Raw genomic sequence first — 14246 nt, 5'->3', positions numbered from 1 at the left:
GTTAGACTGACATGCTCATCAGGTCATTGAATCCGGAAGCGACTTTATTGCGTACCTGCACCAGCGCGGAAAACGATAACGATGCCTGCTGGCTGGCGATCATCGCCCCCGCCAGGTCGTCGCTTTTCCCCATCTCAATGGCCGTTTGTTTTTGTTCCGCAACCTGCTGGAACCGATCAACATGATTCAGCGCCCCTTGCATAACGCGGTCGAACGAAACCGGAGATGATGCCTGCTGGGCGTTAACCTGCATCGGCGAAAGGACGGGCGCTTGCGCGACCGCTTTCATCTGCTGCATGTCCTGCATCATTTGCGTCTGCATCGTACTGGCTGGGGCTATCGTATTTATGCTCATGACCTACTCTTAAAATTAGAAAAGCGTTCTCGGTACCACAGACTGATTCAGGAAAAGATCTCTATTCCCTGTTTTCGCATTGATGCCAGACGATAACGAAGCGCACGTGGGGTGATTCCTAATAAATCAGCGATTTTGGTTTTATTACCCTGATATTTGCGCATCAGGTCAGCGATATATTGATACTGCGCGCTACGACCATGCTGGCCCAGATTGGCGCTGGTGGTGATTTGCGCGCTGGGTTTAGGTTGCCATTGCGGCTCGCTCCAGGAATCGGACTCAATAGATGGCAGACCTAACGTATCTGGATAAATAACGCCATCACGATTAAGGATCATTCCTCGTTGAATCGCGTTCTCCAGTTGGCGTACGTTACCCGGCCACGCATAGCTGAGTAATGCCCGGCGTGACGATTCAGAAAGCTTGATATTTTTTACCAGCACCGTGGAGTATTTTTTAATAAAGGATTCCGCCAATGGGATAATATCTTCCATACGCTCGCGCAAGGGCGGCATCGTCAACGGAATCACTGACATGCGATAATAGAGATCTTCTCTGAAGCGTCCTGCCGCAACCTCTTCTTCAAGGTTTTTATTGGTGCAGGCAATTAAACGAAAATTTAATTTGATGAGACGGTTACTGCCTAAACGCTCAACCTGTTGTTCCTGTAATACGCGCAGTATCTTGGCCTGTAGCGCCAACGGCATATCACCGATTTCATCCAATAACAATGTACCGTTATTAGCTAATTCCATCTTTCCCGGTACGGTGGCCACTGCCCCGGTAAACGCCCCTTTATCATAACCAAAGAGCGTGGCTTCCAGCATATTTTCAGGAATAGCAGCGCAATTCACACCGATATAAGGCGCCGACGCCTCCTGCGCAAATGCAATCGAGTGGATAAATTTGGCGATACATTCTTTACCCGTACCGGTTTCGCCATGGATAAGTACTGGAACATTAAAAGCAGCAATACGTCTTGCCATTGAAAAAACGTTAATGCTGGAGGCTGCTTCGGCAATAAGTTCAAACATGATTATTTACACTTAGAAGTAAAGTTAACATCCGTTACGAGAAATATACAAATCATTCCAAAGCACAATCATCGAATAATAGATATCACCCGTGCCATGTCTTAATCCCATCCTTGCTCATGTTTTACCGCCCTTTCACAGGGCAGCCCTATCGGAGACTATTTTCAAATAGGGTTTTTCCTAAAAAAATACTATCACCGGTATCATTAACAATCTTAAATTAAAAGATAATAAAAATATTATTCCTTGAAAAACAATCAACTACAAGAAAATCCGCATGAAAAACAGACAACAAGATAACCCTACGCAGCAACAGACTGTAGGCGGGCAACATCACGGATATGTAATTAATTATTTTTTAATTATAGTTCATCACCATTAATAACTTGCAGAAGGGAGGGGTAAAATATCTAATATCCAGCCCTGGATCAGTGAAGAGCCCAGGTACTGCATTTCATATCTAATGGACTTCAACACTATGAGAATAGCGTCAAGGATGAGTAATAAATTAAATGGATTTGTATTTTCTTTGATAACCGCGGGATTTGATATCAACTCATCCGCCCCAGAAATTACAGCTGAGAAAGCGTACCATGCTGAAATATAGTCAAACGCCCGGAATCTTTAAACTTGAAGGAAACCGGCTTGGACGTCCATATCATCGTCTGCCGACTATGTTTACGGGAAGTTTTGATACAATTGAATCACATCTTGGAAACTATTTCCTGAAAAAACACCGCACAAATATAACACTAAAAAAAATACAGTGTGAGATGGATGTTATCAATAAAAGTGCGGAGTTATTAGTTTCTCAGGTTGGGCATCTGGCCTTTGATATCGACCGCGCATTATTGTTAATGTTATTAGGTAACTTTTATGGTCTGGCATCATCTCTCGCCGACGAGAAGTCGCAGGATGATTTACCAACCAAAACGGAAATCCGCTTGCGAAGCAGACTGGCGCTAGATATTTGCAATATCATTTTTAATAAAAATATATCTGGTATTCCACTGACGCTCAAACCCGACAGCAGCACCATACAAACCCACTGGGCTTATCAGCTTACATTTGTATTAGGTGATGATGAGAATTGCAGTTTCCGCATCTTACTGGACGATTCGCATACCGATTATATTCTGAATTTGATTCGCCGTAGCGAGCATGGAGAGAAAAAAAAGCAGATTGATAAAGCCAGCGCTGAAACGCGTAAAAAAACGCTGATCAAAGAAATCATTCATACGCTGCCGCTAACCATGAACGTGAAGATTGCAGAAATTCCTCTGAATGTTGCCGACCTGACGACGATTAAACCCGGCGATATTTTACCGATTGCGATGCCTGATACTTTCCCTGTTTATATCGGGAAATCCGAATTATTTAATGCCCTGATCGTAGAGGATAAAGACAAACTGTTTTTGTCCGAATTAACGAGCAAGACGGAGAAATCCTATGAGTAAGCCAGAAGATATTTTAGAGCAAGGCTTCGAGTTAGCCCCCGAAGCAACTACGCCACCCGCGCCGTCTGTCACTGAAAAGCTGGTAGCGCGTTTAGAAGACCGTTTTTCCGAGTCGATGTCATTACTCAAACGTATTCCAGTCACGCTAACGCTGGAAGTCTCCTCCGTGGAGGTGATGCTGGCCGATCTGCTAAACATTGATGATGACACCGTCATCGAGATGGATAAACTCGCCGGTGAACCGCTGGATATTAAGGTCAATAATATCCTGCTAGGTAAGGCTGAAGTGGTTGTGGTCAACGAAAAATATGGCCTGCGCGTCCTTGAATTCAACACGCATGAAATTAACGACCTGGCACCATGAAACGCGCGCCAACACTCACGCTCTTACTGGGTATCTCGTTACTCATCCTTTCTCCCTTTGCCTGCGCGCAAGGGGGAGATATCCCGTTGCTGAATGTGGTTTCACACGGAAATAGCCAGGAATACAGCGTAAAAATCCAGGTCCTGATCCTGATGACCCTGGTGGGCATTCTGCCTACCCTGGTGCTGATGATGACCTGTTTTACCCGTTTTATTATTGTTCTTTCCCTGCTGCGTCAGGCATTAGGGCTGCAGCAAACGCCGCCGAACCGCATACTGATTGGCATTGCCCTGTCGTTAACCATGCTGGTGATGCGCCCAATCTGGATCAACATTTACGATCATGCCGTAGTCCCTTTTGAAAACGATCAAATCACGCTCCCCGACGCCCTGAGTACAGCCGCTTCGCCATTGAAACGTTTTATGTTGGCGCAAACCAATAAAAAAGCGATTGCGCAGATAATGACGATCGCCAACGCGAAAGGGAATGCAGTCGATCAGGATCTTTCTATTATCGTTCCCGCCTATGTGCTAAGCGAACTCAAAACCGCCTTCCAGATAGGTTTTATGATTTACATTCCGTTCCTCGTGATCGATCTGATCGTCGCCAGCGTACTGATGGCGATGGGGATGATGATGCTGTCACCGCTGATCGTTTCGCTGCCCTTTAAGCTGATGCTGTTTGTGCTTATTGATGGCTGGGCGCTGACCGTTGGTACGCTGACCTCCAGCATTCGCGGTCTGGGATTGGGCTAACGGAGAGCTGACATGCTAACCATTGATGTAGCCGCAGACATCGTCGCCAGCGGTATAAAAGTCGTGATCATTTTAGTCTGCGTGTTAGTCGTTCCCAGCCTGCTGGTCGGTATGTTGGTCAGCATTTTTCAGGCTGTGACGCAGATTAACGAACAAACGCTAAGTTTTTTACCCAGGCTGATCGTCACCCTCGCGGTATTAGGTATTTGCGGAAAATGGATGATCGTCCAGTTGAGCGATCTCTGCGTGCATCTGTTCTCTCAGGCCGCCATTCTGGTGCACTGACATGCGCGAAACAGATATTACACAGTTAAGTAATCTGATACTGGGCATGTGGTTTCCCTTCGTGCGCATTATGGCGTTTATTCACTACGCGCCGGTACTGGATAATGCCGCGCTGACCATACGTATACGCATTATTTTGTCCCTGGCGTTGGCCTTTATCATTACGCCGCTTATCCCCCACCCGGTACCCACCAGCCTGCTGTCGATCAACAGCATTATTTTGACCGCAGAGCAGTTTCTGTGGGGAATGCTTTTCGGCCTGATGCTGCAGTTTTTATTTTTAGCGCTACAACTGGCGGGCCAAATCCTCTCTTTTAATATGGGGATGAGCATGGCGGTGATGAACGACCCCAGCAGCGGCGCGTCAACGACGGTGCTGGCGGAAATGATCAACATCTACGCGGTGATACTGTTTTTTGCCATGGACGGGCATCTGCTGCTGGTGAGTATTTTATTTAAAGGCTTTACTTACTGGCCGATTGGCAATGCGTTGCATCCGCAATCTCTGCGCACGATTTCTCTGGCGCTGGGCTGGGTATTCGCCGCCGCCACGCTGCTGGCGCTGCCGACGACCTTTATCATGCTGATTGTTCAGGGCTGCTTTGGTTTGCTAAACCGTATTGCACCACCGCTCAACCTGTACTCATTAGGTTTTCCCATCAACATGCTGGCGGGTCTGTTCTGCTTTGCAACCCTGCTTTACAACCTGCCCGACCACTATTTGCACCTGGCGAATTTCGTCTTACAGCAGCTTGACGCGTTGAAGGGACACTATGGCGGATAGCAGTAGCGAAGAAAAAACAGAAAAACCCTCGGCGCAAAAACTTCGCAAGGCCAGACAAGAGGGACAAATACCGCGTTCAAAAGATATGGGGCTTGCCGCCAGTCTGTTTGCCGCATTTATGGTGATCTCCAGCAGCTTTCCCTGGTACGAAGATTTCGTGCGCGAAAGCTTTACCAGCGTGCATCAGTACGCGCAGAACATTAATGACCCGGACATCATCGGTCAGTTCCTTGAACACCATCTGCTGATTCTGGGGAAATTCATCCTGACGCTGTTACCCATGCCGGTTGCCGCGCTGTTTGCCTCACTGGTTCCGGGAGGCTGGCTATTCCTGCCGAAAAAAATATTGCCGGACTTTAGTAAATTAAGCCCGCTCAAAGGGATTGGTCGCCTGTTTTCCACCGACCATCTGGTGGATACCGGCAAGATGACGCTCAAAGCGATAGTGCTGCTGGTGATGCTATGGATCAGCGTACGCAATAACGTTGCCGCATTTCTCGGCTTACAAGAGCTTCATTTCAAACAGGCCGTCAGCGATGGTCTGGCGCTGTACAGCAGCATCATGCGCAACTTTGTCATCCTGTTTGTTTTCTTTGCGTTAATCGACGTCCCTCTGGCGAAAAAAATGTTCACCAAAGGGCTGAAAATGACGAAACAGGAAGTGAAGGAAGAGTATAAAAATCAGGAAGGTAAACCCGAGGTTAAGGCCAGAATACGTCGCTTGCAACGGCAAATGGCGATGGGGCAAATTCGTAAAGTTGTGCCAAAAGCCGATGTGGTAATCACCAACCCAACCCACTATGCCGTGGCGCTACAATACGACCAGTCACGCGCCGCCGCACCTTTCGTGGTTGCCAAAGGCACCGATGAAATCGCGCTGTATATCCGGCAGGTAGCGGCAGAAAGCAATATTGAAGTCGTTGAGTTTCCTAAGCTGGCACGCTCCGTTTATTACACCACCCAGGTGAATCAACAGATCCCATTTCAACTGTATCGGGCGATTGCACACGTCCTGACCTATGTACTGCAAATGAAGCACTGGCGTGACGGTTCACAAGCACGTCCTTCGCTGAACAGACATATTTCCATTCCAAAAGAGGTTCTTAAACTGGATGCCGAAAACAACTAAACAATTCCTGGCGCTGCTGCGTAACGGTAACATCGGCATTCCGCTGGTTATACTGTGTATCCTGGCCATGGTGATCCTGCCGTTACCACCGGCCCTGCTGGATATTCTGTTCACCTTTAACATCGTGCTGGCGGTGATGGTGCTGTTAGTGGCCGTTTCTGCAAAACGCCCGCTCGAATTCAGCTTGTTCCCGACCATTCTGCTGATCACCACCCTGATGCGATTGACGCTGAACGTGGCGTCAACGCGCGTGGTATTACTGCACGGTCACATGGGCGCAGGCGCTGCCGGTAAGGTGATTGAGTCCTTCGGTCAGGTGGTGATCGGCGGTAACTTTGTCGTTGGTTTCGTGGTGTTCATCATTCTGATGATCATTAACTTTATCGTGGTTACCAAAGGCGCGGAGCGTATCTCCGAAGTTTCTGCTCGTTTTACGCTTGACGCCATGCCCGGTAAGCAGATGGCGATCGACGCCGATCTGAATGCAGGACTGATTAATCAGGCGCAGGCGCAAGCGCGACGTAAAGACGTGGCGGGCGAAGCGGATTTCTATGGCGCGATGGATGGTGCGTCAAAGTTTGTGCGCGGCGATGCCATCGCCGGGATGATGATCCTGGCTATCAACCTGATCGGCGGCGTCTGTATCGGGATCTTTAAATACGATTTAAGCGCCGAAGCCGCATTCCAGCAATACGTACTGATGACCATCGGTGACGGTCTGGTCGCCCAGATCCCTTCTCTGCTGTTGTCGACAGCGGCAGCGATCATCGTCACCCGCGTAAGCGACAGCGGCGATATTGCCACAGACGTGCGTAGCCAACTACTGGCCAGCCCCTCGGTGCTGTATACCGCCACCAGCATTATGTTTGTGCTGGCAGTGGTACCGGGGATGCCGCATTTCCCCTTCCTGATTTTCAGCGCCCTGCTGGGATTCACCGCCTGGCGCATGAGCAAGCGCCCCAAGGTTGCAGAGACCGAAGAGAAAAATCTCGAAACGCTGACCAAAACCATCGCAGAAACCACCGAGCAGCAGGTCAGTTGGGAAACCATCCCTTTAATTGAACCTATCAGCCTGAGTCTGGGATACAAGCTGGTGTCGTTGGTCGATAAATCCAAAGGGAATCCGCTCACTCAGCGTATTCGCGGTGTCCGGCAGGTGATCTCAGACAGCAACGGCGTGTTGTTACCGGAAATTCGCATTCGCGAAAACTTCCGCCTCAAACCGACCCAGTACGCGATTTTTATCAATGGGATCAAGGCCGATGAGGCCGACATTCCCGCAGATAAGCTGATGGCGCTGCCCTCCAGTGAAACCTATGGCGAGATCGACGGTGTTTTAGGCCACGATCCGGCCTACGGTATGCCGGTCACCTGGATTGTTCCGGCGCAAAAAGCTAAAGCGTTAAATATGGGGTATCAGGTTATCGATAGCGCCAGCGTTATTGCGACGCATGTGAATAAGATCATTCGCAACTATATTCCAGAGCTGTTTAATTACGATGACATTACGCAGTTGCATAACCGTCTTTCTTCTATGGCGCCGCGTCTGGCGGAAGATTTGAGCGCAGCGCTGAATTACAGCCAACTGTTGAAAGTATACCGGGCGCTGCTTATCGAAGGCGTGTCATTGCGCGATATCGTCACCATAGCCACCGTACTGGTCGCCAGTAGCGCTGTGACCAAAGATCATATTCTGTTAACGGCGGATGTGCGTCTGGCGCTACGTCGCAGCATTACCCATCCGTTTGTGCGTAAAGATGAGCTGGCGGTATATACGCTGAATAGTGACCTGGAGAATCTGCTGGCGAATGTGGTGAACCAGGCTCAGCAAAGTGGAAAAGTGGTGCTGGATAGCGTGCCGGTCGATCCCAATATGCTGAATCAGTTTCAGACCAGTATGCCGCAGATAAAAGAGCAGATGAAAGCGGCGGGGAAAGAGCCAGTGCTGTTGGTCGCGCCGCAGTTACGTCCTCTGCTCGCGCGCTATGCGCGCCTGTTTGCCCCGGGCCTACAGGTGTTGTCTTATAACGAAGTTCCGGATGAGCTGGAATTAAAGATCATGGGGGCGTTGAGTTAACGCCTGGCGAGGCGGTGTGATTGCACCGCCTTTTTGATTACAGAATCGTATTTTCCGTAAGAATACGACGGGCGCCAAGATAATGATCCTGCCAGAAGTCATCGGATAAATTGCTCACCCGAATGGTTTCTCCCGTCCGCGGTGATTCAATAAATTGCCCCTGCCCCAAATAGACGCCCATATGATCGGCAATATCCCGGCTGTGAATATGAAAGAACACTAAATCACCACGGCGAAGATCGCGGTTAGAGACAATCGTTGCCCGTCGGTAGTGATACATTTCATTCGCCGTACGGGGCAATTTTGCCGCCAGGATTTTGTTGTAGGCATAAAAAATCAGCCCGCTACAGTCAAACCCTTCATCCGGACTGGTACCGCCCCACAAATAAGGTTTGCCTAACTGCTGCTCAAGTCGGTGGATAGCCACTTCGGTGATATTGTGCAGATGATCGCTACTGAGAAAATGGTCATTCTCAGCCAGTTCTTGCCAGCGATGGTCGCTGGCTTTTAGCGGGCCCGGGAACCACTCAGGGTGCTGCTTAATCAGCGCCCGGTTCTGCTGGCGCAGCGCGCGTTTACTTTCTGCGTTGCCTTCCACGACGTAGCTTGCCTGTTTTTTTACCTGTGCGTGATACAGTTTCAGTAGCCGGGCGCGGTTACGCATACGCAGTTGCGCCGCATAGCTTAACTGGGCGTCAGATAAGTGGGGCTGAACTTTGGCGACAGACGGTAATGACAGCACAACACACAAAGACAGCAGGCCCGGCAAGAAGCAACGGGGTGCAGAGACAAAAAGCATGAAAAGAAGAATACCTGGTCAAACACGTTCGCCGCAGTCTAGCGCTATTGCCCGTCATTCCTGTTTAATATTCGATTATTAAATAATTAATTTTTTAAATTCAATACATTAGGGATTCTTTATTAATAAGACGAAATGCAGAGGGATAGTCAGCAAAATAGGCCCGCGTCTGACAGCCTTTAAGCGCAATTTTTCGTATAAAGAAAAACTAAAGTGTAAACGCCGCACGAGAGACTTGCGAAAAACTCTCTTGGTGCTAATGTGAGCGCTCCAGATCCAGATTTATCCGATTTGGGGACTCTTTTTGCCGTCCTGGCGTGTGTAATCGTTTTATCAAGGAATAAGCAGTATGCGTAAAATCGCATTTTTTCTTGCGATGCTTTTATTGCCGTGCGTTTCATTTGCTGGTTTGTTGAGCAGCAGCAGCCCGACCACGCCTGTCAGCAAAGAATATAAGCAGCAGTTAATGGGCTCCCCTGTCTATATCCAGATCTTCAAAGAAGAGCGAACGCTTGATCTGTACGTCAAGATGGGCGAACAGTATCAATTGCTCGACAGTTATAAGATCTGCAATTATTCCGGCGGCTTAGGGCCGAAACAGCGTCAGGGTGATTTCAAAAGCCCGGAAGGTTTTTACAGCGTACAACGCGGACAGCTCAAACCGGATAGCCGCTTCTATAAAGCGATTAACATCGGTTTCCCTAACGCCTACGACCGTGCACACGGTTATGAAGGTAAATACCTGATGATCCACGGCGCCTGCGTTTCCGTCGGCTGCTATGCGATGACCGACAACGGTATTGATGAGATTTTCCAGTTTGTCACCGGCGCTCTGGTGTTCGGGCAATCCAGCGTACAGGTTAGCATTTACCCGTTCCGCATGACCGATGCCAATATGCAGCGCCATAAGTTTTCGTATTACAAAGATTTCTGGGCCCAGTTAAAGCCAGGATACGATTACTTTGAACAAACGCGTAAGCCACCGACCGTTTCCGTCGTCGATGGCCGTTACGTTATCAGCAAGCCGTTGAGTCACGAAGTCGTTCAACCGCAGCTGGCATCAAACTACTCGCTCCCCGAGACAAAATAATGCCCATTCGCCTGGCATAATCTTTTGCCAGGTTTCATTGCCGGTTAACGGCTGAGTGGCAATCACGGTGACCACATCATTGGGTGTGGTCTCTGAGCTAAAATCAATTTCCACATCCTGATCCAGCAGCGTCGCTACGCCAAATGGCGCTCGACGGGTGATCCAAAACAGGTTGGTCGAGCAGAAAGCCATCACATAACGACCGTCAGACAACAGCATGTTGAAGACGCCCTTCTCCCGCAGTTCTCCTGCCAGCACCGCGATATATTTAAACACCGCTGTCATATTACCTGGCGTGCGTGGATAACGCTCTGTCAGCTTGTGCAGCAGCCAGCAGAAGGCTTTTTCGCTGTCGGTTTCACCGACCGGGCGGAAATTACCGGTCTCCAGCGATTTATAACCGCTGAGCTGCCCGTTATGGGCATACGTCCAGTTACGTCCCCATAGTTCACGGGTAAATGGATGGGTATTTTCCAGCGCCACTTCCCCACGATTCGCCTGACGAATGTGGGCAATCACGGAACAGGATTTGATGGGATAGTCTTGTACCAGTTTGGCGATAGGCGAATTAAAGCTGGGTTGCGGATCTTTAAACGTACGGCAACCCTTACCCTCATAAAACGTAATACCCCAGCCGTCTTTGTGCGGCCCGGTCCCTCCGCCGCGCTGGACCAGCCCAGTGAAGCTAAAGCAGATATCGGTTGGCACATTGGCGCTCATCCCGAGCAGTTCGCACATACATCACCTACCTTAAAACCGTGAACTGCCTGATGGCGCTGCGCTTATCAGGCCTACGTGGAGCTCATGTAGGCCGGATAAGGCTTCAGCCGCCATCCGGCAATCGCCTTCTTATGATTTAACCATCTCTTTTTCGATCAGTTGAATCAGGATATGGATCACTTTGATATGAATTTCCTGAATACGATCAGCGTAGCCAAAGTGCGGCACACGAATTTCGATATCCGCGCTGCCCGCCATCTTGCCGCCATCTTTACCGGTCAGGGTGATGACTTTCATCCCCTTCTCACGCGCTGCGGCAATCGCTTTAATCACGTTACCAGAGTTACCCGAAGTAGAGATGCCTAACAGGACATCGCCCTCGCGTCCCACGGCTTCAACGTAACGGGAGAACACATAATCGTAACCGAAATCGTTGCTGACGCAGGAGATGTGGCTAACGTCAGAGATAGCGATAGCCGGATAACCTGGGCGGTTTTCACGATAGCGCCCGGTCAGCTCTTCGGCGAAGTGCATCGCATCGCAATGGGAACCGCCGTTACCGCAAGAAAGTACCTTACCACCGGCTTTAAAGCTGTCTGCCAACAGGACCGCCGCGCGCTGAATGGCGTGAATATTGGCGTCATCTTTAAGAAAATTAGCCAGCGTTTCCGCCGCTTCGCTCAGTTCGTTACGAATAAGATCCTGGTACATGAGGATATCCTTCAGCATGAATGTAAATGACAGGATGCAGTGTACCGGATAGCGCTACCAGCGAGAAGTACAAGCCACAGGAATGGCCGCGGCTTTTGATTTTTTGTGCCGGTTAAAACACCAACAATGTGAGCTTTGTTGTAATTATTTTGTAAACACATTGCTAAAAGAATTTACATCCACTACAACCATATCATCACAAGTGGTCAGACCTCCTACAAGCAAGGGAGCTTTTCGTTATGATGATTTTGAGTATTATCGCTACGGTTGTTCTGCTCGGCGTATTGTTCTATCACCGCGTGAGCTTATTCCTCAGCAGCTTAATTTTGCTCGCCTGGACGGCTGCGCTTGGCGTGGCTGGTCTGTGGTCAGTCTGGCTGCTGGTTCCTCTGGCCATTATTCTCGTACCGTTTAACTTGACGCCGATGCGCAAATCCATGATCTCTGCGCCGGTGTTCCGCGGTTTCCGTAAAGTCATGCCGCCCATGTCGCGTACAGAGAAAGAGGCGATTGATGCCGGTACAACCTGGTGGGAAGGCGACCTGTTCCAGGGGAAACCAGACTGGAAAAAACTGCATAACTATCCTCAGCCGCATCTGACAGCTGAAGAACAAGCGTTTATTGATGGTCCGGTGGAAGAAGCATGCCGCATGGCGAATGACTTCCAGATCACCCACGAACTCGCGGACCTGCCGCCGGAACTGTGGGCGTATCTGAAAGAACACCGCTTCTTTGCGATGATCATTAAGAAAGAGTACGGCGGGCTGGAATTCTCCGCGTATGCTCAGGCTCGCGTATTGCAGAAACTCTCCGGCGTCTCCGGGATCCTCGCGATCACCGTCGGCGTACCTAACTCATTAGGCCCAGGCGAACTGCTGCAGCATTACGGCACCGAAGAGCAAAAGAATCATTACCTGCCGCGTCTGGCACGCGGTCAGGAGATCCCATGTTTCGCTCTGACCAGCCCGGAAGCAGGCTCCGACGCAGGCGCGATCCCTGATACCGGCGTGGTTTGTATGGGCGACTGGCAGGGCCAGCAGGTGCTGGGGATGCGCCTGACCTGGAACAAACGTTATATCACGCTGGCGCCTATCGCTACCGTACTGGGTCTGGCATTTAAACTCTCCGACCCGGAAAAACTGCTGGGTGGGGAAGAAGATCTTGGTATTACCTGTGCGCTGATCCCAACCTCAACGCCGGGCGTACAGATTGGCCGTCGCCACTTCCCGCTTAACGTGCCATTCCAGAACGGTCCGACGCTGGGCAAAGATGTCTTCGTGCCGATTGATTACATTATCGGTGGCCCAAAAATGGCCGGTCAGGGCTGGCGTATGCTGGTGGAATGTTTGTCTGTGGGGCGCGGTATTACCCTGCCGTCTAACTCCACGGGCGGCGTGAAATCGGTCGCAATGGCAACCGGCGCGTATGCGCATATTCGTCGCCAGTTCAAAATCTCTATCGGCAAGATGGAAGGTATTGAAGAGCCGTTGGCGCGTATTGCCGGTAACGCCTACGTGATGGATGCTGCGGCGTCGCTGATTACCTACGGCATTATGCTGGGTGAAAAACCGGCGGTACTGTCGGCTATCGTGAAGTATCACTGTACTCACCGTGGACAGCAATCAATCATCGATGCCATGGATATTACTGGCGGTAAAGGCATCATGCTTGGCGAAAGCAACTTCCTCGCCCGTGCTTATCAGGGGGCGCCTATCGCCATTACCGTTGAAGGCGCTAACATTCTGACCCGTAGCATGATGATCTTCGGTCAGGGTGCGATTCGCTGCCATCCGTATGTGCTGGAAGAGATGGCTGCAGCGCAGAATAACGATGTGAATGCGTTCGATAAGTTGCTGTTCAAACATATCGGTCACGTTGGCAGCAATAAAGTACGCAGTTTCTGGCTGGGCCTGACGCGTGGCTTAACCAGCAGCACGCCAACCGCCGATGCGACCAAACGTTACTATCAGCACCTGAACCGTCTGAGCGCCAACCTGGCACTGCTTTCGGATGTGTCCATGGCCGTTCTGGGGGGTAGCCTGAAGCGTCGTGAGCGTATCTCGGCGCGACTGGGGGATGTGTTAAGTCAGCTGTACCTGGCCTCCGCGGTGCTGAAGCGTTATGACGATGAAGGCCGTAATGAAGCCGACCTGCCGTTGGTTCACTGGGGCGTCCAGGATGCGTTGTACAAAGCCGAACAGGCGATGGACGATCTGCTGAAAAACTTCCCGAACCGTTTGGTTGCCGGGTTGCTGAGTGTGGTTATCTTCCCGACCGGTCGCCACTATCATGCACCGTCCGACAAGCTGGATCATAAGGTCGCGAAGATTTTGCAGGTTCCGAGCGCCACCCGTTCTCGCCTTGGTCGCGGTCAATACCTGACGCCAAGCGAGCATAACCCGGTCGGTTTGCTGGAAGAGGCTCTGCTGGACGTGATTGCAGCCGACCCTATCCACCAGCGGATCTGCAAAGAATTGGGTAAAAATCTGCCGTTTACCCGCCTGGACGAACTGGCGCATAACGCGCTGGCCAAAGGGTTGATTGATAAAGACGAAGCCGCGATTCTGGTGAAAGCCGAAGCGAGCCGTCTGCGCAGCATTAACGTGGATGACTTCGAACCCGAGGAGCTGGCGACGCAGCCGGTAAAGCTGCCAGAGAAAGTGCGTAAAGTCGAAGCGGCATAACG

At 50.4% G+C, this 14246-nt stretch carries 14 protein-coding genes; 9 read left to right on the top strand and 5 right to left on the bottom strand.

Annotation, left to right across the window (positions count from 1 at the left end):
• Window position 1: 1 nt before the first annotated feature.
• Together fliE and JSN25_RS09760 are read right to left on the bottom strand one after the other, a co-directional pair.
• Window positions 2-355: a flagellar hook-basal body complex protein FliE gene (fliE, locus tag JSN25_RS09765; protein ID WP_038637576.1), complete on the bottom strand. Its 354-nt coding sequence runs from the start codon at window positions 353-355 to the stop codon at window positions 2-4.
• Window positions 356-402: 47 nt separating this feature from the next.
• Entirely contained in the window at window positions 403-1389 is a 987-nt protein-coding gene (locus tag JSN25_RS09760; RefSeq protein WP_038637572.1) for a sigma-54 interaction domain-containing protein, read from the bottom strand.
• 593 nt (window positions 1390-1982) lie between these two features.
• Between JSN25_RS09760 and JSN25_RS09755 the strand changes: the two genes are divergently transcribed.
• Genes JSN25_RS09755 through flhA form a run of 7 tightly spaced genes read left to right on the top strand, consistent with a single transcriptional unit; the run spans window position 1983 to window position 8240 of the window.
• Window positions 1983-2846, top strand: a complete 864-nt coding sequence (locus JSN25_RS09755) for a FliM/FliN family flagellar motor switch protein (RefSeq protein WP_038637570.1) — start codon at window positions 1983-1985, stop codon at window positions 2844-2846.
• Entirely contained in the window at window positions 2839-3210 is a 372-nt protein-coding gene (locus JSN25_RS09750; RefSeq protein ID WP_003838856.1) for a FliM/FliN family flagellar motor switch protein, read from the top strand. The genes JSN25_RS09755 and JSN25_RS09750 overlap by 8 nt, the downstream gene beginning before the upstream one ends.
• Window positions 3207-3965 carry a flagellar type III secretion system pore protein FliP gene (gene fliP / locus JSN25_RS09745; protein WP_038637565.1) on the top strand — a complete coding sequence of 253 codons (759 nt, stop codon included), beginning with the start codon at window positions 3207-3209 and terminating at the stop codon, window positions 3963-3965. Before JSN25_RS09750 ends, fliP begins: the two co-directional genes overlap by 4 nt.
• A 12-nt stretch (window positions 3966-3977) precedes the next feature.
• A complete protein-coding gene (locus tag JSN25_RS09740) occupies window positions 3978-4250 on the top strand; it encodes a flagellar biosynthetic protein FliQ (RefSeq protein ID WP_038637561.1) in 273 nt (90 codons plus the stop codon).
• Between the two features lies 1 nt (window position 4251).
• Window positions 4252-5034: a flagellar biosynthetic protein FliR gene (locus JSN25_RS09735; RefSeq protein ID WP_038637559.1), complete on the top strand. Its 783-nt coding sequence runs from the start codon at window positions 4252-4254 to the stop codon at window positions 5032-5034.
• Window positions 5024-6163: a flagellar biosynthesis protein FlhB gene (flhB, locus tag JSN25_RS09730; protein ID WP_069323849.1), complete on the top strand. Its 1140-nt coding sequence runs from the start codon at window positions 5024-5026 to the stop codon at window positions 6161-6163. The genes JSN25_RS09735 and flhB overlap by 11 nt, the downstream gene beginning before the upstream one ends.
• Window positions 6147-8240, top strand: coding sequence for a flagellar biosynthesis protein FlhA (gene flhA / locus JSN25_RS09725; RefSeq protein ID WP_199965955.1), 2094 nt, complete (start codon window positions 6147-6149; stop codon window positions 8238-8240). Before flhB ends, flhA begins: the two co-directional genes overlap by 17 nt.
• A gap of 37 nt (window positions 8241-8277) precedes the next feature.
• On the opposite strand, the gene JSN25_RS09720 is transcribed toward flhA, so the two are convergent.
• Window positions 8278-9039: a C40 family peptidase gene (locus JSN25_RS09720; RefSeq protein WP_121528619.1), complete on the bottom strand. Its 762-nt coding sequence runs from the start codon at window positions 9037-9039 to the stop codon at window positions 8278-8280.
• 349 nt (window positions 9040-9388) lie between these two features.
• Between JSN25_RS09720 and dpaA the strand changes: the two genes are divergently transcribed.
• Window positions 9389-10129 carry a peptidoglycan meso-diaminopimelic acid protein amidase gene (gene dpaA / locus JSN25_RS09715; protein ID WP_038637546.1) on the top strand — a complete coding sequence of 247 codons (741 nt, stop codon included), beginning with the start codon at window positions 9389-9391 and terminating at the stop codon, window positions 10127-10129.
• Here dpaA and JSN25_RS09710 read toward each other — a convergent pair.
• Together JSN25_RS09710 and lpcA are read right to left on the bottom strand one after the other, a co-directional pair.
• Window positions 10100-10867 (bottom strand): class II glutamine amidotransferase, encoded by a 768-nt coding sequence (locus tag JSN25_RS09710; protein WP_038637544.1) that lies wholly within the window; start codon window positions 10865-10867, stop codon window positions 10100-10102. The genes dpaA and JSN25_RS09710 overlap by 30 nt on opposite strands.
• Before the next feature lie 111 nt (window positions 10868-10978).
• The gene (gene lpcA, locus JSN25_RS09705) at window positions 10979-11560 is read right to left on the bottom strand and encodes a D-sedoheptulose 7-phosphate isomerase (protein ID WP_016149592.1); all 582 of its coding nucleotides are present in this window, start codon (window positions 11558-11560) and stop codon (window positions 10979-10981) included.
• A 239-nt stretch (window positions 11561-11799) separates the two neighbouring features.
• Between lpcA and fadE the strand changes: the two genes are divergently transcribed.
• Window positions 11800-14244, top strand: coding sequence for an acyl-CoA dehydrogenase FadE (fadE, locus tag JSN25_RS09700; RefSeq protein ID WP_038637538.1), 2445 nt, complete (start codon window positions 11800-11802; stop codon window positions 14242-14244).
• The last annotated feature ends 2 nt before the right edge of the window (window positions 14245-14246 follow it).

Origin of the sequence: Citrobacter cronae (genome assembly GCF_016893685.1) — a bacterium.
GTDB classification, from domain to species: domain Bacteria; phylum Pseudomonadota; class Gammaproteobacteria; order Enterobacterales; family Enterobacteriaceae; genus Citrobacter; species Citrobacter werkmanii.
This window is presented reverse-complemented; position numbering and strand designations above follow the sequence as displayed.